The sequence below is a fragment of the Pseudomonas wadenswilerensis genome (assembly GCF_900497695.1).
Taxonomy (GTDB): Bacteria; Pseudomonadota; Gammaproteobacteria; order Pseudomonadales; family Pseudomonadaceae; genus Aquipseudomonas; species Aquipseudomonas wadenswilerensis.
Genome location: NZ_UIDD01000007.1, coordinates 565,888 through 585,713, shown reverse-complemented (window position 1 = coordinate 585,713; position 19,826 = coordinate 565,888). Strand labels below are relative to the sequence as shown.

12 protein-coding genes and 1 pseudogene are annotated in these 19,826 nt (G+C 63.7%); 10 read left to right on the top strand and 3 right to left on the bottom strand.

Features of this window, described 5'->3' with window-relative positions:
* Positions 1 to 10: 10 nt before the first annotated feature.
* The gene (locus CCOS864_RS13765; protein WP_115086815.1) at positions 11 to 880 is read right to left on the bottom strand and encodes a MurR/RpiR family transcriptional regulator; all 870 of its coding nucleotides are present in this window, start codon (positions 878 to 880) and stop codon (positions 11 to 13) included.
* A gap of 149 nt (positions 881 to 1,029) precedes the next feature.
* On the opposite strand from CCOS864_RS13765, the gene CCOS864_RS13760 reads away from it, so the two are divergent.
* The 9 genes from CCOS864_RS13760 to CCOS864_RS13720 all read left to right on the top strand — a co-directional run bounded on the left by CCOS864_RS13760 (position 1,030) and on the right by CCOS864_RS13720 (position 17,388).
* Positions 1,030 to 2,055 carry an Ldh family oxidoreductase gene (locus CCOS864_RS13760; protein ID WP_115086814.1) on the top strand — a complete coding sequence of 342 codons (1,026 nt, stop codon included), beginning with the start codon at positions 1,030 to 1,032 and terminating at the stop codon, positions 2,053 to 2,055.
* Positions 2,056 to 2,253: 198 nt separating this feature from the next.
* Positions 2,254 to 3,447 (top strand): amino acid aminotransferase, encoded by a 1,194-nt coding sequence (locus tag CCOS864_RS13755; protein WP_115086813.1) that lies wholly within the window; start codon positions 2,254 to 2,256, stop codon positions 3,445 to 3,447.
* Between the two features lie 250 nt (positions 3,448 to 3,697).
* Positions 3,698 to 4,975, top strand: coding sequence for a serine/threonine transporter (locus tag CCOS864_RS13750; RefSeq protein WP_115086812.1), 1,278 nt, complete (start codon positions 3,698 to 3,700; stop codon positions 4,973 to 4,975).
* Positions 4,976 to 5,134: 159 nt separating this feature from the next.
* Positions 5,135 to 5,635, top strand: coding sequence for a thiol peroxidase (tpx, locus tag CCOS864_RS13745; RefSeq protein WP_115086811.1), 501 nt, complete (start codon positions 5,135 to 5,137; stop codon positions 5,633 to 5,635).
* A 291-nt stretch (positions 5,636 to 5,926) separates the two neighbouring features.
* Entirely contained in the window at positions 5,927 to 7,210 is a 1,284-nt protein-coding gene (locus CCOS864_RS13740) for an MdtA/MuxA family multidrug efflux RND transporter periplasmic adaptor subunit (RefSeq protein WP_115086810.1), read from the top strand.
* Entirely contained in the window at positions 7,207 to 10,302 is a 3,096-nt protein-coding gene (locus CCOS864_RS13735; RefSeq protein WP_115086809.1) for an MdtB/MuxB family multidrug efflux RND transporter permease subunit, read from the top strand. The genes CCOS864_RS13740 and CCOS864_RS13735 overlap by 4 nt, the downstream gene beginning before the upstream one ends.
* Positions 10,303 to 10,423: 121 nt before the next feature.
* Entirely contained in the window at positions 10,424 to 13,531 is a 3,108-nt protein-coding gene (locus CCOS864_RS13730; RefSeq protein WP_115086808.1) for an efflux RND transporter permease subunit, read from the top strand.
* On the top strand, positions 13,528 to 15,033 hold the full coding sequence (locus CCOS864_RS13725; protein ID WP_115086807.1) for an efflux transporter outer membrane subunit: 1,506 nt from the start codon (positions 13,528 to 13,530) through the stop codon (positions 15,031 to 15,033). Before CCOS864_RS13730 ends, CCOS864_RS13725 begins: the two co-directional genes overlap by 4 nt.
* A 270-nt stretch (positions 15,034 to 15,303) precedes the next feature.
* The gene (locus CCOS864_RS13720) at positions 15,304 to 17,388 is read left to right on the top strand and encodes a putative bifunctional diguanylate cyclase/phosphodiesterase (RefSeq protein ID WP_115086806.1); all 2,085 of its coding nucleotides are present in this window, start codon (positions 15,304 to 15,306) and stop codon (positions 17,386 to 17,388) included.
* Here CCOS864_RS13720 and CCOS864_RS13715 read toward each other — a convergent pair whose 3' ends face one another.
* Positions 17,389 to 17,649 carry a DUF1652 domain-containing protein gene (locus CCOS864_RS13715; protein WP_115086805.1) on the bottom strand — a complete coding sequence of 87 codons (261 nt, stop codon included), beginning with the start codon at positions 17,647 to 17,649 and terminating at the stop codon, positions 17,389 to 17,391.
* Positions 17,650 to 17,957: 308 nt separating this feature from the next.
* Here CCOS864_RS13715 and CCOS864_RS13710 point away from each other — a divergent pair.
* Positions 17,958 to 19,130 (top strand): annotated as a pseudogene (locus CCOS864_RS13710) (pyridoxal phosphate-dependent aminotransferase); the annotation flags it as partial.
* 9 nt (positions 19,131 to 19,139) lie between these two features.
* Here the strand turns inward: CCOS864_RS13710 and CCOS864_RS13705 are convergent.
* On the bottom strand, positions 19,140 to 19,787 hold the full coding sequence (locus CCOS864_RS13705; protein ID WP_115086804.1) for a DUF1345 domain-containing protein: 648 nt from the start codon (positions 19,785 to 19,787) through the stop codon (positions 19,140 to 19,142).
* Positions 19,788 to 19,826 lie beyond the last annotated feature (39 nt).

The following is a 19,826-nucleotide window of genomic DNA, read 5'->3' as shown; positions in this document are numbered from 1 at the left end:
TGCACTCTTGCTATTGTTTGCTCGTTGACGTGTAGCCAACGAATTCGTTGTGTAGAGCTGCAGTTGCTTCCAAGCGTTTTTCAACATCCGGTCCTAGCTTCTTGCAGACCTCGTTGACCATCAGGTGTACCCACGACAGCATCGTCGCGGTGGACTCCCAGAACAGATTGAATTCGGTGGGGATGCGAAACACCTCACTGGCGTTGGCATCGGCCCAGTCACAAAAAGTGTCGGTAACCAGGGTTACCGGAATGCCTGCCGCATGCGCCTTGCGACACAGGGTCAGGGCATGGCGGGAATAGCGGCGCGCCTCGAACACCACCAGGGCGCAATCGGCCGGAGCGCTGAGCAGTACCTCGCCAAAATGCCCGGCACTGCCATCGACCACCTGCACGCCATCGCGCAGGTATTGCAGCAGGTGGGCCATGCACTGGGCGATGCCGCGCTCGGTCTGAAAGCCGGCGACGAATACCTTGCGTCGCTGCGCCAGGCGCTGGCTGACGGTGTCCCACGCCGCGGTGCGGCTGTATTCGTAAACCCGCACCAGCGCGCCAACTTCCTGTTCAAGGCTGCGCGCAAGGCCGGCGGCGTCCTTGCCGTGCTGCTGGCGAAATTCTTGCAGACGATCACCGACCAGCCACGGGCCTTCACCCAGATCGTCCTTGAGGTCATGTTTGAGGGCCTTGAGGTGCTCGTAACCCAACGAGCGGCAGAAGCGCCCGACACTCGACTCGCTGACGCCGATTTTTGCCGCAAGGCTTGCGGAGGTTTCGAAGGGCAGGTCGGTGAGGTTGGCGAGCATGTGGCTGGCGATCTTGCGCCCGGACGCTGCTGCGTTGTGCAGGCTGTGTTCCAGGCGCTGTTTGATCGGTTGGCTCACAGGGCGATTCTCGAAGGCGGCGGCAGGTGAATCAGAAAATGAATGTTTTCTGTCATCAAGTCAATATTTGACAGTTTGCTGTCACTGGAGGAAAGTCTGGCCATTGCCCATCGCTGTCGCCCACTCCAAATCCAATAAGGGAGCTTCAGATGTCCGCACGTCCCGACACTGCTGTCGCGCAGATTGCTTTTGCCGACCTGCAGGCCTTGTTGCAGCGCATTTTCGTCCGTCATGGTTGCAGCGAAGTGGTGGCCCGGGTCCTGGCCTTCAACTGCGCCAGCGCCCAGCGCGATGGCGCGCACAGCCACGGTGTGTTCCGTATTCCCGGTTATGTCTCGACCCTGGCCAGCCATTGGGTCAATGGCCAGGCCGTACCCGAAGTCGAAGATGTTGCCAGCGGTTATGTGCGCGTCGACGCCAAGGGCGGTTTTGCCCAGCCGGCCCTGGCGGCAGCCCGCACGCTGCTGGTAGAGAAGGCTCGCAGTGCCGGGATTGCCGTACTGGCGATCCACAACTCCCACCATTTCGCCGCCTTGTGGCCGGACGTCGAGCCCTTTGCCGATGAAGGCCTGGTGGCCCTGAGCGTGGTCAACAGCATGACTTGCGTGGTGCCCCATGGTGCCCAGCAACCGTTGTTCGGCACCAACCCGATCGCCTTTGCCGCGCCGTGCGCCGGCAGCGACCCGATCGTCTTCGACATGGCCACCAGCGCCATGGCTCACGGCGATGTGCAGATCGCCGCGCGCAAGGGTGAACTGCTGCCTGAAGGCATGGGCGTCGACAACAAAGGCGAGCCGACCCGCGACCCGCAGGCGATTCTCGACGGCGGTGCGCTGCTGCCGTTTGGCGGGCACAAGGGCTCGGCGCTGTCGATGATGGTCGAACTGCTGGCGGCGGCGCTGACCGGCGGCAATTTCTCGTTCGAGTTCGACTGGTCGCAGCACCCGGGGGCGAAGACGCCCTGGACCGGGCAACTGATCATCGTCATCGACCCGGCCAGGTCGGTGGGCAACCGCTTTGCCGAACGCAGCCGTGACCTGGTGCGGCAGATGCAGGCGGTGGGCTTGCAGCGCCTGCCGGGCGAGCGCCGCTTCCGTGAGCGTGAGCAGTCGGCAAAGCAGGGCGTGACGCTGACAGTGGCGGAGCTTGAGCAGTTGCAGGGCTTGGCCCAGTAGTGAACTTGAGCACGCTATCGCTGGCAAGCCAGCTCCCACAGGGTTTTTGCTGATCATTGTGGGAGCTGGCTTGCCAGCGATAGCTGTGCACACATGCACTGATCAGTTGCACCAGAGGTAATGTTCCTCGGCCTCAGGTACAGGTATCCTCGACACAGCTTTTAGTCCGAACTGTCCTGACCCAAGGAGCTGTGCGCTGTGTTCAAACATGTCGATGCCTATGCCGGCGATCCGATTCTTTCCCTGATGGAGACCTTCAAGGCCGATCCCCGCGCCGCCAAGGTCAACCTGAGTATCGGCCTGTATTACGATGCCGCAGGCGTGGTGCCACAGTTGGCCGCGGTGCGCGAAGCCGAGCAGCGCTTTGCCGCCCAGCCTCACGAAGCCTCGATGTACCTGCCGATGGAAGGCCTGAGCAGCTACCGCCAGGCGATCCAGGCGTTGTTGTTCGGTGCTGGCCATCCAGCCGTTGAAAGCGGCCGCGTCGCCACCGTGCAGACGGTCGGCGGTTCCGGCGCGCTGAAAGTCGGTGCCGACTTCCTCAAGCGCTACTTCCCCGAGTCGCAGGTGTGGGTCAGTGATCCGACCTGGGACAACCACCGGGCGATCTTCGAAGGCGCAGGTTTCAAGGTCAACAGCTACCCGTACTTCGACCCGGCCAGCCGCGGCGTCAACTTCGACGGCATGCTCGGCACCCTCAAGGGCTTGCCGGCCAACAGCGTCGTCCTGTTGCACCCGTGCTGCCACAACCCCACCGGGGTCGACCTGAGCCAGGCGCAATGGCAGCAAGTAATTGAAGTGGTCAAGGCGCGCAACCTGATCCCGTTCCTCGACATCGCCTACCAGGGCTTTGGCGAAGGCCTGGCTGAAGATGCCTATGCCATTCGCGAAGTGGCCCGCGCCGGCGTGCCGTGTCTGGTGAGCAACTCGTTCTCGAAGATCTTCTCGCTGTATGGCGAGCGGGTCGGCGGCCTGTCGGTGGTCTGTGATGACGCCGACACCGCGCAAAGCGTGCTCGGCCAGCTCAAGGCCACCGTGCGCCGCAACTACTCCAGCCCGCCAAGCTTCGGTGCCCAGTTGGTGGCCGCGGTGCTCGGTGATGCTGAGCTCAACGCCCAGTGGGAAGCGGAAGTGGAGAAGATGCGCCTGCGTATCCTCGATATGCGCCAGGCCCTGGTCGATACCCTGGCCGAGCTGCTGCCGGGGCAGGACTTCCAGTTCTTCCTGCGCCAGCGCGGCATGTTCAGCTACACCGGCTTCAGCGTCGAGCAGGTGCGGCGCCTGCGTGACGAGTTCGGGGTGTACCTGATCGACAGCGGCCGGGTGTGCATGGCCGGCTTGCGTCCGGACAACCTGCAGCAAGTGGCCAAGGCGTTCGCTGCGGTTCAGTAAGTCACTTCAATCGCGGGGCAAGCCCGCTCCCACCGCTACTCACCTGATTTCAAGGATGGGGTAGTTCCGGTGGGAGCAGGCTTGCCCCGCGATGCTTTCAGCCCAAGGTGCAACCACTCCTCGGCCAGGGCTTTGCAAGTGCAACCAAACGGCGCACAATCGCGCCCCTCTTTGTATGGCTAAGAGGGGTGAGGCGTCTGTTTCGCCACTCTCAGCCCTGTTGCAGTCTTGCGAGTGGAGTTGCACCCGGATGAATGAGCAGGCCCCAAGCGTTGAACAACGCTTCGAATCGACCCCCGCCGCCCTCGGCAGCTGGGCCCGTCAGGACACTACCTGGATGCTGGGCCTGTTTGGCACGGCGATTGGCGCGGGGACCCTGTTCCTGCCGATCAACGCCGGCCTCGGCGGCTTCTGGCCGCTGCTGATCCTGGCGCTGCTGGCGTTCCCGATGACCTTCTACGCGCACCGCGGCCTGACCCGCTTCGTGCTCTCCGGGCGCGACGGCACCGACATCACCGACGTGGTCGAGGAGCATTTCGGCCTCAGCGCCGGTGCCCTGATCACCCTGCTGTATTTCCTTGCCATCTTCCCGATCCTGCTGATCTATAGCGTGGCCCTGACCAACACCGTCGGCAGCTTCATGGAGCACCAGCTGCACATCGAGCCGCCACCGCGCGCGGTATTGTCCTTTGTGCTGATCCTCGGCCTGCTGGCCATCGTGCGCTGTGGCGAACAGGCCACGGTCAAGGTCATGAGCTGGCTGGTCTATCCGTTCATCGTCGCCCTGGCGTTCCTGGCGGTGTTCCTGATTCCGCACTGGAACGGCGGCATCCTCAGCACTGCTACCGAACTGCCATCGGGCTCGGCGTTCCTGCACACCCTGTGGCTGGCGATCCCGGTGATGGTCTTCTCGTTCAACCATTCGCCGATCATCTCGGCCTTTGCCGTTGATCAGAAGCGCCGTTATGGCGTGCACGCCGACGAACGCAGCGGGCAGATCCTGTGCCGTGCCCACCTGCTGATGGTGGCCATGGTGATGTTCTTCGTGTTCAGTTGCGTATTGACCCTGACCCCGGCGCAACTGGCCGAGGCCAAGGCGCAGAACCTGTCGATCCTGTCGTACCTGGCCAACCACTTCAGTAACCCGACTATCGCCTTCGCCGCGCCGCTGATTGCCTTCATCGCCATCGCCAAGTCGTTCCTGGGCCACTACATTGGCGCCAGCGAAGGCCTCAAGGGCCTGGTCGTCAAGACCGGCAAGCGCCCTGGCGCCAAGGCCCTGGATCGCATGACCGCGGCCTTCATGCTGGTCATCTGCTGGATCGTCGCCACCCTCAACCCGAGCATTCTCGGCATGATCGAAAGCTTCGGCGGCCCGGTCATTGCCGCGATCCTGTTCCTGATGCCGATGTACGCCATCCGCAAGGTGCCGGCCATGAGCAAGTACCGCGGGCAGATGTCCAACGTCTTCGTCGTCGCCGTGGGCCTGGTGGCCATTTCGGCGCTGGTTTACTCGCTGCTGAGTTAAACCGCTGGGTTCGGGAGCCGGCAATCGGCTCCCGAACAACTAAAGATTGTCCACAAAAGTTGTCTGGCAATTCAACAATTTAACACTGGCCCATAGGTAGACGGGCACTTTCATGGTTAACTCTGGTCCTTTACTCACCCCCGCATAAGGACTTCGTTCATGGCTCAAGTGACTCTCAAAGGCAACCCGGTTCAGGTCAAAGGCGAACTGCCGAAAGTAGGCGCCCAGGCACCTGCGTTTTCCCTGGTTGGTGCTGGCCTGGCCGACGTGACCCTGGCCTCCCTGGCCGGCAAGCGCAAAGTGCTGAACATCTTCCCAAGCGTCGATACCCCGACCTGCGCGACTTCCGTGCGCACCTTCAACAAGAAGGCTGGTGAACTGAACAACACCGTCGTGCTGTGCATCTCCGCTGACCTGCCATTCGCTCAAGCGCGCTTCTGCGGTGCTGAAGGCCTGGAGAACGTACAGAACCTGTCGCTGCTGCGCGGCCGTGAGTTCTTCGGCAACTACGGCGTTGAAATCGCCGACGGCCCGCTGGCCGGCCTGACTGCCCGTGCCGTGGTGGTGCTGGATGAGAACGACAAGGTGCTGCACAGCGAGCTGGTTGGCGAAATCGCCGAAGAACCAAACTATGAGGCTGCTTTGGCAGTCCTGAAGTAATAGCGACCCCGCCGGGGCTGCTGCGCAGCCCATCGCTGGCAAGGCCAGCTCCCACAATGCACCTGCGTACGCTGTTCCTGTGGGAGCCGGCCTTGCCGGCGATGAAGGCGACGCGATTATTGTTAATAATTGCTAAGAGTTGTTGCGGCCTGGCCCTCGTCCAGGCCGTTTTTATTTATAGTTCATTACTTTAGCAACGTAAGCTCAAGGTAAAGTGCCGGTAAAGGCGCTTTGCTTATCCGTCTTCAGTGCTTATCGTTCAGCCTCCTCAAAAGAATTCTTTCCCGCACAATGGTCGATCACCCGATGCTTTCTCGTTCCCGTTCCCCTCGTCGCTGGCTTGTCGGCCTGCTGATCCTGTTGCTGGTCGCCGGCCTGTGCTGGTGGCTGTGGCCGTCGCCGGCCGCGCAAAAGGCCGGCGCTGCGCCAGGCGGCAAGGGCGGACGGCCGGGCTTTGGCGCGTTCGGTGGGCCGGTGCCGGTACGGGTCGAATCGGCGACGGTGGGTGATTTCCCGGTGTACCTCAAGGCCCTGGGTACGGTGACCGCGACCAACACGGTGAATGTGCGCAGCCGGGTGGGCGGCGAGCTGGTCAAGGTCAATTTCCAGGAAGGGCAGAAGGTCAAGGCCGGTGATCTGCTGGCCGAGATCGACCCGCGCACTTACCAGATCGCCCTGCAACAGGCCGAAGGCACGCTGGCGCAGAACCAGGCGCAGTTGAAAAACGCCCAGATCGACCTGCAGCGTTATAAAGGCCTGTACGCCGAAGACAGCATCGCCAAGCAGACGCTGGACACCCAGGAAGCACTGGTCGGCCAGTACCAGGGCACGATCAAGACCAACCAGGCGGCGGTGGGTGACGCCAAGCTCAACCTCGACTTCACCCGTATCCGCGCGCCGATCAACGGCCGCCTGGGCTTGCGCCAGCTTGACGTCGGCAACCTGGTGGCGGCCAACGACACCACCGCCTTGGTGGTCATCACCCAGACCCAGCCGATCACCGTGGCCTTCACCTTGCCTGAAACGGAGCTGAACACGGTGCTGGCGCGTTATCGCAGCGGCGCTCAGCTGCCCGTTGAAGCCTGGGACCGTGGCGATATCAAGCAACAGGCAGTCGGCGTGCTGCGCAGCCTCGACAACCAGATCGACACCACCACCGGCACCCTGAAGTTCAAGGCCTTCTTCGAGAACCAGGACGAAGCGCTGTTCCCCAACCAGTTCGTCAACGTGCGGCTGCTGGCCGATACCCTGAAGGGCGTGGTGCTGGCACCGTCAGCGGCGATCCAGTTCGGCACCGACGGCTCGTTCGTCTATGTCATGGAAGGCGACAACAAGGTGCGTATCCGCAAACTTACCCTCGGCGCCAGCGATGGCGACCACACCGTGGTCAACGAGGGCCTGGCCCAGGGCGAGCGGGTAGTGCTCGAAGGCACCGACCGCCTGCGTGATGGCAGTGACGTCGAGGTGGTCAACGACAGCGCCGAAGTACCGGTCACCCCCGGCCAGCACCTGCAGGGCCAGGATAAAAAAGACGCCTCCGTCGCTCCCGCTGAACAGGGCAAGGCCGGCGCATGAACCTCTCGCGGCTGTTCATCCTGCGCCCGGTGGCGACCACCCTGAGCATGCTGGCCATCGTTCTGGCCGGCTTGATCGCCTACAAGATGCTGCCGGTGGCGGCACTGCCCCAGGTCGATTATCCGACCATCCGGGTCATGACCCTGTACCCCGGCGCCAGCCCGCAGGTGATGACCAGCGCGGTCACCGCGCCGCTTGAGCGCCAGTTCGGGCAGATGCCCGGGCTGACCCAGATGGCCTCGACCAGCTCCGGTGGCGCCTCGGTGCTGACCCTGCGCTTCAGCCTGGACATGAACATGGACGTTGCCGAGCAACAGGTGCAGGCGGCGATCAACGCTGCCAGCAACCTGCTGCCCAGCGACCTGCCGGCACCGCCGGTGTACAACAAGGTCAACCCGGCAGACACACCGGTGCTGACCCTGGCGATTTCGTCGAAAACCATGCCGTTGCCCAAGCTCAACGACCTGGTCGACACCCGGGTGGCACAGAAGATCGCCCAGATTGGCGGCGTCGGCATGGTCAGCATCGCCGGCGGCCAGCGCCAGGCGGTGCGGATCAAGGTCAACCCCGACGCCCTGGCTTCGGCCGGGCTGAACCTGGCTGACGTGCGCACCCTGATCGGCGCTTCCAACGTCAACCAGCCCAAAGGCAACTTCGATGGCCCGACCCGGGTATCGATGCTCGACGCCAACGACCAGCTGCGTTCGCCCGAGGAATACGCCAACCTGATCCTCGCCTACAACAACGGCGCGCCGCTGCGCCTGAAAGACGTCGCCGAGATCGTCGACGGCGCCGAGAACGAGCGCCTGGCGGCCTGGGCCAACCAGAACCAGGCAGTGCTGCTGAACATCCAGCGCCAACCCGGGGCCAATGTCATCGAGGTGGTCGACCGGATCAAGGCCATGCTGCCGTCGATCACCGACAACCTGCCGGCGGGCCTCGACGTCAGTGTGCTTACCGACCGCACCCAGACCATCCGCGCCTCGGTCAAGGACGTACGCCACGAGCTGTTGATCGCCATTGTCCTGGTGGTCATGGTCACTTTCGTGTTCCTGCGCCGCTTCAGTGCCACCCTCATTCCCTCGGTGGCCGTGCCGCTGTCGCTGATTGGCACCTTTGCGGTCATGCACCTGGCCGGCTTTTCGATCAACAACCTGACCCTGATGGCCCTGACCATTGCCACCGGCTTTGTGGTCGACGATGCCATCGTCATGCTGGAGAACATCTCGCGGCATATCGAAGAGGGCGAAACGCCGATGCAAGCCGCGCTCAAGGGCGCCCGGCAAATCGGTTTCACCCTGATTTCGCTGACCTTCTCATTGATCGCGGTACTGATCCCGCTGCTGTTCATGGCCGACGTGGTCGGCCGGCTGTTCCGCGAGTTCGCCATTACCCTGGCGGTGGCGATCCTGATTTCCCTGGTGGTGTCGCTGACCCTGACGCCGATGATGTGCGCGCGCTTGCTCAAGCGCGAGCCCAAGGAAGAAGAACAAGGGCGCTTCTACCGGGCCAGCGGTGCCTGGATCGACTGGATGATCGACTACTACGGCCGCGGCCTGCAGTGGGTGCTCAAGCACCAGCCGCTGACCCTGCTGGTGGCCGTGGCGACCCTGGGGCTGACCGTGCTGCTGTACCTGGTGGTGCCCAAGGGCTTTTTCCCGGTGCAGGACACCGGGGTGATCCAGGGTATTTCCGAGGCACCGCAGTCGGTGTCGTTCACCGCCATGAGCCAGCGCCAGCAGGAGCTCAGCGCAGTGATCCTCAAGGACCCGGCGGTGCAGAGCCTGTCGTCCTATATTGGCGTCGATGGTGACAACGCCACCCTCAACAGCGGCCGCCTGCTGATCAACCTCAAGCCCCATGGCGAGCGTGACCTCACTGCTACCCAGGTAATTGCCCGCTTGCAGGGGGAGGTCGACAAGCTGGTCGGCATCCGTCTGTTCATGCAGCCGGTGCAGGACTTGAGCATCGAAGACCGGGTCAGCCGCACCCAGTACCAGTTCAGTTTGTCATCGCCCGATGCCGAGCTGCTGGCGCAGTGGAGCGGCAAGCTGGTCGATGCCCTGCAGCAGCGCCCGGAGCTGACGGATGTCGCCAGCGACCTGCAGGACAAGGGCCTGCAGGTGTTCCTGGTGATCGACCGCGACGCTGCCAGCCGCCTGGGCATCAACGTCGCCGACATCACCAACGCCCTGTACGACGCCTTCGGTCAGCGGCAGATCTCGACCATTTACACCCAGGCCAGCCAGTACCGCGTGGTGCTGCAGGCCGAGGCCGCGTCCAGCATCGGCCCGCAGGTGCTGGAGCAGATTCACGTCAAGGCCAGCGACGGCGGCCAGGTGCGGCTGTCGAGCCTGGCGCGCATCGAGCAGCGCCAGGCGCAACTGGCGATTGCCCATATCGGCCAGTTCCCGGCGGTGATGATGTCGTTCAACCTGGGCGATGGCGTGGCCCTGGGTGAGGCGGTCAAGGTCATCGAGCAGGTGCAGCAGGACATCGGCATGCCGGTGGGCGTGCAAACCCGCTTCCAGGGCGCGGCAGAAGCCTTCCAGGCCTCGCTGTCGAGCACCTTGCTGCTGATCCTGGCGGCGGTGGTGACCATGTACATCGTGCTCGGTGTGCTGTACGAGAGCTACATCCACCCGGTGACCATCCTTTCGACCTTGCCGTCGGCGGCGGTGGGCGCCTTGCTGGCGTTGATCCTCTCGGGCAACGACCTGGGCATGATCGCCATCATCGGCATCATTTTGCTCATTGGTATCGTCAAGAAGAACGCGATCATGATGATCGACTTCGCCCTGGAGGCCGAGCGCAACCAGGGCATGGCGCCCGAGGCGGCGATCTACCAGGCGGCGCTGCTGCGCTTCCGGCCGATCCTGATGACCACCCTGGCAGCGTTGTTCGGCGCCATCCCGCTGATGCTCGCCACCGGTTCCGGCGCCGAACTGCGCCAGCCGCTGGGCCTGGTGATGGTCGGTGGGCTGCTGGTCAGCCAGGTGCTGACGCTGTTCACTACGCCGGTCATCTACTTGTACTTCGATCGGTTGTCGAGGCGCCTTCGCTCCCGTGGCTTGACCGGAGACTTGGTATGATCGGCGCCAGCTACAAGCCGCAAGCTGCAAGCTGCAAGCGGTCCGGTGTTCGATCTGTGCATCGAAGGTCACCTCAAGTTGCTTGCAGCTTGCAGCTTGCAGCTTGCAACTGGAGCCACCCATGAACCTCTCAGCTCCGTTCATCGCCCGCCCAGTGGCGACGATGCTGCTGAGCCTGGCAATCATGCTGCTGGGTGGCGTCAGCTTCGGCCTGTTGCCGGTGGCGCCGCTGCCGCAGATCGAGTTCCCGGTGATCGTGGTCCAGGCCAGCCTGCCGGGCGCCAGCCCCGAGGTCATGGCCTCGACCGTGGCCACGCCGCTGGAGCGCTCCATGGGCGCGATCTCCGGGGTCAACACCCTGACCAGCAGTTCCAGCCAGGGCTCGACCCGGGTAATCCTCGGCTTCGACCAGGGCCGTGACATCGACGCGGCGGCGCGCGAGGTGCAGGCTGCCATCAACGCCTCGCGCAACCTGTTGCCCAGCGGCATGCGCAGCATGCCCACCTACAAGAAATACAATCCGTCCCAGGCGCCGATCATGGTCCTGGCACTGACCTCCAGCGTGCTGCAGAAGGGCCAGTTGTACGACCTGGCCTCGACCATCCTGTCCCAGAGCCTGTCCCAGGTGCCGGGGGTAGGCGAGGTGCAGATCGGCGGCAGTTCGCTGCCGGCGGTGCGCGTCGAACTCGAGCCGCAGTTGCTCAACCAGTATGGCGTGGCCCTCGATGACGTGCGCCAGACCATCGCCAATGCCAACCAGCGCCGGCCCAAGGGCTTTATCGAAGATGGCCAGCGCAACTGGCAGGTGCAGGCCAACGACCAACTGGAGAAAGCCAAGGACTACGAGCCCCTGGTGATTCGCTACCAGGACGGCGCGGTGCTGCGCCTGAGCCACGTGGCCAAGCTCAGCGACGCGGTGGAGAACCGCTACAACAGCGGGTTCTTCAACGATCAGGACGCGGTGCTGCTGGTGATCAATCGCCAGACCGGCGCCAACATCATCGAGACCGTAAGCAAGATCAAGGAGCAGCTGCCGGCCCTGGAGTCGCTGATGCCCGCCAGCGTCAAGCTGGACGTGGCCATGGACCGCTCGCCGGTGATCAAGGCGACCCTCAAGGAAGCCGAGCACACCCTGATCATCGCCGTGGTGCTGGTGATCCTGGTGGTGTTCCTGTTCCTTGGCAACCTGCGCGCATCGTTGATCCCGACCCTGGCGGTGCCGGTGTCGCTGGTCGGCACGTTTGCGGCCATGTACCTGTGCGGCTTCTCGCTGAACAACCTGTCGCTGATGGCCCTGATTCTCGCCACCGGCCTGGTGGTCGACGACGCCATCGTGGTGCTGGAGAACATCTCCCGGCATATCGACGAGGGCGTGCCGCCGATGCGCGCCGCGTACCTGGGCTCCAAGGAAGTCGGCTTCACCTTGCTGTCGATGAACCTGTCGCTGGTGGTGGTGTTCGTCTCGATCCTGTTCATGGGCGGTATCGTCGGTTCGCTGTTTCGCGAGTTCTCCATCACCCTGGCGGTGGCGATCCTGGTGTCGCTGCTGGTCTCCCTGACCCTCACGCCGATGCTCTGCGCACGCTGGCTCAAAGCCCAGCCAGAGGGCGAGCAGACTCGCCTGCAACGCTGGAGCGCGCAGCTCAACCAGCGCATGATGGCCGGTTACGGGCGCAGCCTGGACTGGGTGATGCGCCACCGGCGCCTGACCCTCCTGAGCCTGCTGGTGACCATCGCGGTCAACATTGCCTTGTACGTGGTGGTGCCCAAGACCTTCCTGCCGCAGCAGGACACCGGCCAGCTGATGGGCTTTGTCCGCGGCGACGACGGCCTGTCGTTCCAAGTGATGCAGCCGAAGATGGAAATCTACCGCCGCGCCTTGCTGGCCGACCCGGCGGTGGAAAGCGTCGCCGGCTTCATCGGCGGCAACAGCGGCACCAACAACGCCATGGTGATCGTGCGCCTCAAACCGCTCAGCGAGCGCAAGGTGTCGGCGCAGAAGATCATCGAGCGCCTGCGCAAAGAGATGCCCAAGGTGCCCGGCGGGCGGCTGTTCCTGATGGCCGACCAGGACCTGCAGTTCGGCGGCGGCCGCGACCAGAGCAGCTCGCAGTTCCTCTATACCCTGCAAAGCAGCGAACTGTCGGCCCTGCGCGAGTGGTACCCGAAGGTGGTCGCCGCGTTCAAGGCGCTGCCGGAGCTGACTGCCATCGACGCCCGCGAGGGGGGTGGCACCCAGCAGATAACCCTGGTGGTCGACCGCGAGCAGGCCAAGCGCCTGGGCATCGACATGAGCATGGTCACCTCGGTGCTCAACAACGCCTACAGCCAGCGGCAGATCTCGACCATCTACGACAGCCTCAACCAGTATCAGGTGGTGATGGAGATCAACCCCAGGTACGCCCAGGACCCGCGTACCCTGGAGCAGGTCCAGGTGATTACTGCCGATGGCGCAAGGGTGCCGCTGGCCACCTTCGCCCATTACGAGAACAGCCTGGCCGACGACCGCGTCAGTCACGAGGACCAGTTCGCCTCCGAGAGCATCAACTTCGACATCGCCGAAGGCTACAGCCAGGACCAGGCCCTGGCTGCGGTGGAGCGGGCGGTGGCCAAGGTCGGCCTGCCCGAGGACGTGATCGCCAAGCTCGGCGGTACCGGCGATGCCTTCGCCGAAAGCCAGAAGGGCCAGCCGTTCATGATCCTCGGCGCCTTGCTGGCGGTGTACCTGGTGCTGGGCATCCTCTACGAAAGCTACATTCACCCGCTGACCATCCTCTCGACGCTGCCATCGGCCGGGGTAGGGGCCTTGCTGACCCTTTACGTGGTCGGCAGCGAGTTCAGCCTGATCTCCCTGCTCGGCTTGTTCCTGCTGATCGGCGTGGTGAAGAAGAACGCGATCATGATGATCGACCTGGCCCTGCAACTGGAGCGTCACGAGCACCTGAGCCCGGAGGAGTCGATCCGCCGTGCCTGCCTGCTGCGCCTGCGGCCGATCCTGATGACTACCCTGGCGGCCATCCTCGGCGCCTTGCCGCTGCTGCTCAGCCACGCTGAAGGCGCCGAGATGCGCCAGCCACTGGGCCTGACCATCATCGGCGGGCTGGTCTTCAGCCAGATCCTCACGCTTTACACCACCCCGGTGGTCTACCTCTATCTGGACCGCCTGCGCCATCGCTTCAACCGCTGGCGCGGCGTGCGTACCGACGCTGCTTTGGAAACCCCGCTATGACCCGACGTCCGCTTTTTTCCGACCGTTCGCTGCAGCCGCTGCTGGCTGCCCGCGGCTCGCGCCTGCTGGCCTCGGCCCTGTGCCTGGCGATGCTCAGCGCTTGTACCCTGAGCCCGGATTACCACCGGCCCGAGACCCCGGCGCCGGTGGCGTTCAAGCACGCCGAAGGCTGGACCCAGGCCAACCCTTCGGACGCCATTGCCCGCGGCGCCTGGTGGGAGCTGTACGGCGACGCCCAGCTCAATGGCCTGGTCGAGCAGCTCAATGCCAGCAACCAGACCGTCGCCCAGTACGAAGCCCAGTACCGCCAGGCCCAGGCCCTGGTGCGCAGCGCCCGTGGCGCACTGTTCCCAAGCCTCGACCTGTCGGCCGGCAAGACCCGTTCCAGCCAGGGCACCGGCAGCTCAAGCTCGAGCCTGAGCAACAACAGCAGCGGCATCCGCAACACCTATAGCACCCAGCTGGGGGTGAGCTGGGAGGCCGACCTGTGGGGCAAGCTGCGTGACGGCCTGGCCGCCAACCAGGCCAGCGCCGAGGCCAGCCTTGCCGACATGGCGGCGATCCGCCTGAGCCTGCAGTCGGAGCTGGTGCAGAACTACCTGCAGCTGCGGGTGCTCGACGAGCAGAAGCGCCTGCTCGAGGCCACCGTCGAGGCCTATGAGCGTTCGCTGAAAATGACCGAGAACCAGTACCGTGCCGGCGTCTCGGGCAAGGACGCGGTAGCCCAGGCGCAAACCCAGCTGAAAAGCACCCAGGCCGACCTGATCGACCTGGTGTGGCAGCGCGCGCAACTGGAAAACGCTATCGCCGTGCTGCTGGGCAAGGCCCCGGCCGAGTTCGCCCTGGCCGACAGCAAGGACATCCCGGCACTGCCGCAGGTACCGCTGGCCTTGCCCTCGCAACTGCTGGAACGCCGCCCCGACATCGCCAAGGCCGAGCGCAACGTGATGTCGGCCAACGCCAGCATCGGCGTGGCCCGCGCCGCCTACTTCCCGGACCTGACCCTGAGCATGAGCGGCGGCTACAGCAGTAGCCGCTTCAGCGACTGGATCAGCCTGCCGAATCGCTTCTGGTCGGTCGGCCCGCAGTTGGCCATGACCCTGTTCGACGCCGGCCAGCGCGCCGCCGAAGTGGACCGCAGCGAAGCGGTCTACGACCAGACCGTGGCCCAGTACCGCCAGACCGTGCTCGACGGCTTCAAGGAAGTGGAAAACTACCTGGTGCAGCTCAAGGTCTACGAAGACGAAGCCCGGGTGCGCAGCGAAGCCCTGGACTCGGCCCGCGAATCCCTGCGCCTGACCAACAACCAGTACAAGGCCGGGCTGATCGCCTACCTGGACGTGGTCAACGTGCAGACCACCGCCCTGAGCAACGAGCGCAGCGTGCTCAACCTGCTGCAGGGGCGGCTGGTGGCCAGCGTGCAGTTGATTGCGGCGCTGGGCGGTGGCTGGGACTCGCAGGCGGCGTTTGTTGAGCAGGAAGATGAAGATAAATCCTTATAAAACAAGTGAATAGATAAACTTGTTAAAGTCGTATGTTCGGTATGGCGGCTTTCGATGCAGATTGCATTGAATGCTGCCATATAGCTTTAATTTATGATCTTAACTTACTGTTTTATATGATAAATATATTCTAGAAATCATCTGAAGAGGCGATGATTCGTTATTGCCATCTTCCACCGAAACTCCGTGCGTTTCGCCAAAGGTTGAGTACAATCATCGGCTTTTATCCGGGCCTTGCCAGTGCCCGGTCTACGGGTTGTGGAAGGCCTCATGCTGATCGGTAGTTACTCTTCTTCGCTGGTATTGATTTCGCTGTGTGTGGCCATCCTTGCTTCGTATACCGCCCTTGACCTGACCGGCCGGATCACCACCGCCAAGGGCCGTGCGGTGTACCTGTGGATCGCTGGCGGGGCGCTGGCCATGGGCACCGGGATCTGGTCGATGCACTTTATCGGCATGCTCGCCCTGAGCCTGCCGATCGAGCTGGGCTATGACATTACCCTGACCTTGCTGTCGCTGCTGATCGCCGGGCTGTCGTCGGGCTTTGCCCTGTGGCTGGTCAGCCAGCCGACCTTGCCCTGGTTGCAGCTGGGTTTTGGCGCACTGATCATGGGCACCGGTATCAGCAGCATGCATTACACCGGCATGGCCGCGCTGCGCATGGCGCCGGGCATCGACTACGACCCCACGTTGTTCAGCGCCTCGTTGCTGATCGCCGTCGGCGCTTCGGCGGCGGCCTTGTGGATCGCCTTCCGCCTGCGCCAGCAGACCCTCTACGTGCGGCAGATCCGTGGCGGCGCGGCGATCGTCATGGGCGTGGCAATCGTCGGCATGCATTACACCGGCATGGCCGCGGCGAACTTCCCTGAAGGCAGTTACTGCGGCGCCCTGGGTAATGGCCTGAGCGGCAACGGCCTGGATTACCTGGTGCTGATTACCACCCTGGCGGTGCTGGCCGCGGCCTTGCTGACCTCGGTGCTGGATGCTCGCCTGGAAGCCCGGACCGCCGAACTTGCCCGTTCGCTGACCCTGGCCAATCAGGAACTCACCCAACTGGCCCTGCACGACACGCTCACCGGCTTGCCCAACCGCACGCTGCTGGCCGACCGAATCGACCAGGCGATCAGCAAGGTGGCCGAGCAGGGTGGCTGTTTCGCCCTGATGTTCATCGACCTGGATGGCTTCAAGCCGGTCAACGATGCCTTCGGCCACCATATGGGCGACCAGTTGCTCAAGGAAGTCGCCCTGCGCCTGCGCGGACATCTGCATAGCCAGGACACCCTGGCGCGGATCGGCGGCGATGAGTTCGTGCTGCTGGTGGACCTGCAGGAAGCCGATGACGCCGTGGGCGTGGCGGCCAAGCAGGTCAACCTGATCTCGCGCAGCTTTCGCGTTGCCGAGCAGAACCTGCAGATCTCGGCGAGCATCGGTATCGTCCTGTACCCGGGTAATGGCATCGACCAGCACGAGCTGCTGCGCAACGCCGATGCCGCCATGTACCACGCCAAGAGCGCCGGCAAGAACGGCTACAGCTTCTTCGACGTGTCAATGAACAGCAACGCGCGCCTGCAGTTGCAACTGCTGCAGGATTTGCGCGTGGCCCTGGAGCAGGGCCAGTTCCGCCTGTATTACCAGCCCAAGTTCGATGCCCACAACTGCCAGCCGATCGGTGCCGAAGCGCTGCTGCGCTGGGAACACCCGCAGCACGGCCTGCTGCTGCCGGACCGCTTTATCGTCCAGGCGGAGAAAACCGGGTTGATCATCCCCATTGGCGAGTGGGTACTGGACGAGGCCTGTCGGCAGATGCGCATCTGGATCGACCAGGGCCACAGCGACTGGCGCATCGCCGTGAACCTCTCGGCCATCCAGTTCTGCCACAGCGGGTTGGTCGAGAGCGTGGCCAAGGTCCTGGAGCGCCATCAGTTGCCGGCCAACAGCCTGACCCTGGAGATCACCGAAACCACCGCCATGCGCGATGCCGACGCCAGCATGCAAGTGTTGCAACAGCTTGCAGACATGGGGGTGGACCTGTCCATCGACGACTTCGGCACCGGCTATTCGAGCCTGATGTACCTCAAGCGTCTGCCGGCCAACGAGCTGAAGATCGACCGTGGCTTTGTTCGCGACCTGGAGCAGGACAGCGACGATGCCGCCATCGTCTCGGCGATTGTCGCGCTAGGGCAGGCATTGGGGTTGCGGATTGTTGCCGAAGGCGTAGAGACCGATCGCCAGCAGAGCTTCCTGACCCGGCTGGGTTGTGATTCCTTGCAAGGGTACCTGCTCGGCCAGCCACAGCCGGCCGAGCGCTTCATTGCCGATATCGAGCGAGGGCGCGAGCCCCTGGCCGCCAGCTGATCAGCCGACGGCGCGCAGGTTGCAGGAGGGTTCGAAGGCGTCGAGTTCCGCCTCCACCGCTTCGATGATGCGTTCGACGTCAGCCGCCTGCATCAGCGTGGCACAGGGAATGCCGGCAATCGCCAGCAGGGTTTCGCCGGTGGCCCGGTCGAACAGGCGCGCAACCATGCTTCGCGGAGCGTCCATGCTGGCCTCGAAGCCCAGCGGATGAAAATGCCAGCGCATCATCTGGCAGGCGTTGGGGAACGTCAGCTTGTTCATGCCGGCCTCCTTGTACGGTGAACCTCACGCAAGAGTGGGCGGGCCGAGGTGACCCGGACAGAAACCTAAACATAGCATCACCGGCATCAGTGTCCGCCGCCGATCATGACGGTTTTTCGTTTGTTTGACCCAGGTCACGCGCGGTGCAGGGCAGGGCGAACACATTTGTTTGCCAGGCAAACGTTTGCACGGAATATTTCCCCGCGTCGAGCAATACCGTTCTGCTATTTTTACCGGCAGTCGGCTGGGATGCTTGCCAGGGAGTTTCAGACCAATGGCGCGTCCAGGTTCAGTCAAGGAGACCGTCCATGCGTTATTCCGCGCTCACCCAACGTATCGCCGGTGACGGTGCTGCAGCCTGGAACATTCACTACCGCGCCGTCGAACTGCAAGGCCAGGGCCGGGATATCATCCTGCTATCGATCGGTGACCCGGATTTCGATACGCCACAACCCATCGTCGACGCCGCCATCGACAGCCTGCGTGCCGGCCATACCCATTATTCCGACGTGCGCGGCAGCGAGGCTTTGCGCAGCGCCATCGCCGCTCACCACACCCGCCGCAGTGGGCAGCCGGTCGACCCGCTGGAAGTCGTGGTGCTGGCCGGTGCGCAATGCGCGCTGTATGGCGTGGCCCAGTGCCTGTTCGACCCGGGTGACGAAGTCATCGTCGCCGAGCCGATGTACGTCACCTATGAGGCCGTGTTCGGCGCCTGCGCCGCGAGGGTGGTACCGGTGCCGGTGCACCCGGAGCAGGGCTTTCGGGTCGACCCCGACGATGTCGCCCGGCTGATCACCGCACGCACGCGCGCCTTGCTGCTCAACAGTCCGCACAACCCCTCCGGCGCGAGCCTGCCCAAGGCCACCTGGCAGCGCCTGGCGCAGTTGTGCATCGACCACGACCTGTGGCTGATCTCCGATGAGGTGTACAGCGAGCTGCTGTTTGAGGGCGAGCATTTCAGCCCGGCGAGCCTGCCGGGCATGGCCGCACGCAGCGCGACCATCAACAGCCTGTCCAAGTCCCACGCGATGTCCGGTTGGCGGGTAGGCTGGGTGATTGGTCCGCAGGTATTGGCCGAGCACCTGGGCAACCTGGCCCTGTGCATGCTCTATGGCTTGCCGGACTTTATCCAGAACGCCGCCCAGGTGGCGTTGGAGCAGGATCTGCCCGAGGTGCGGCAGATGCGCGAAACCTACCGCGAGCGGCGCGACCGGGTTTGCGCCAGCCTCGAAGGCTGCCCGGGTATCCGCGTGCACAAGCCCGATGGCGGCATGTTCGTGATGATTGATATCCGCGAGACCGGAATCGGCGCCCAGGCCTTTGCCGAGCGCCTGCTGGAGGAACATGGGGTGTCGGTGCTGGCCGGTGATGCTTTCGGCCCCAGCGCCGCTGGGCACCTGCGCTTTGGCCTGGTACTTGATAGCGAACGCCTGGAGCAGGCCTGCCAGCGCATTGCCCGCTGCGCCGTACAAGTCCTTGAAGGCTTGCCGTCAGTTCAGCAAACCGGCCGCGATGTTGATGGTAAAGCCCAGAATCGCGGTATTGAACACGAAGCCTACCAGGGAGTGGGCCAGGACGATGCGGCGCATCTGCCGATCGGCAACCCCCACGTCCGAAGTCTGCACCGCGACGTTGAGGGTGAACGAGAAATAATGAAAGTCCCAGTAATCGGGGTTCAGCTCGCCGTCGGCAAAGCGCAGTAAAGGCTCCTTGCTGCCGGCGGTGTAGAACAGCCTGGCGTAGTGCAGGCTGAAGATCATGCCGATCATCAGCCAGGAGCCCGCGACGGTGAAGCCGGTGTAGGCGTAGTGCAGCAGTTGCGGGCCACCGGCCAGCCCTCGGCTGGCGGCCAGTTGCAGGGTCACTGCGGCGAGGCTGGCGATCGCCGCGATGCTGACGGTGAACAGCACCAGGCCGGCGTTTTCATCCTCGATGCAGGCGACTTCGCGAACCTTCTCGGGGCTGGCGCGCAAGGTCAGCCACAGCACCAGCAGCAGGTACAGCCAGACGCCGATGTTCCAGCCGGTAAGAATATGCTGGACCAGGTTGTCGGCGGGAATCAGCCAGCCCCCCAGGCAACCGGCGACGGCAGAAAAGCTCAGGCGCGGGTGGGTGCGGGTCAGTCGATGGAAAGCCATGGTGCCTCAGGTCGGGGGGTACCTGGGCAACTGTAGCCC

What these genes read in the sequence shown, in the direction of transcription:
- CCOS864_RS13725 (WP_115086807.1), top strand. Translation starts at nt 13,528, where the DNA reads ATGACCCGACGTCCGCTTTTTTCCGACCGTTCGCTGCAGCCGCTGCTG.
- CCOS864_RS13730 (WP_115086808.1), top strand. Translation starts at nt 10,424, where the DNA reads ATGAACCTCTCAGCTCCGTTCATCGCCCGCCCAGTGGCGACGATGCTG.
- CCOS864_RS13715 (WP_115086805.1), bottom strand. Translation starts at nt 17,649, where the DNA reads ATGAACAAGCTGACGTTCCCCAACGCCTGCCAGATGATGCGCTGGCAT.
- CCOS864_RS13750 (WP_115086812.1), top strand. Translation starts at nt 3,698, where the DNA reads ATGAATGAGCAGGCCCCAAGCGTTGAACAACGCTTCGAATCGACCCCC.
- tpx (WP_115086811.1), top strand. Translation starts at nt 5,135, where the DNA reads ATGGCTCAAGTGACTCTCAAAGGCAACCCGGTTCAGGTCAAAGGCGAA.
- CCOS864_RS13760 (WP_115086814.1), top strand. Translation starts at nt 1,030, where the DNA reads ATGTCCGCACGTCCCGACACTGCTGTCGCGCAGATTGCTTTTGCCGAC.
- CCOS864_RS13705 (WP_115086804.1), bottom strand. Translation starts at nt 19,787, where the DNA reads ATGGCTTTCCATCGACTGACCCGCACCCACCCGCGCCTGAGCTTTTCT.
- CCOS864_RS13720 (WP_115086806.1), top strand. Translation starts at nt 15,304, where the DNA reads ATGCTGATCGGTAGTTACTCTTCTTCGCTGGTATTGATTTCGCTGTGT.
- CCOS864_RS13735 (WP_115086809.1), top strand. Translation starts at nt 7,207, where the DNA reads ATGAACCTCTCGCGGCTGTTCATCCTGCGCCCGGTGGCGACCACCCTG.
- CCOS864_RS13740 (WP_115086810.1), top strand. Translation starts at nt 5,927, where the DNA reads ATGGTCGATCACCCGATGCTTTCTCGTTCCCGTTCCCCTCGTCGCTGG.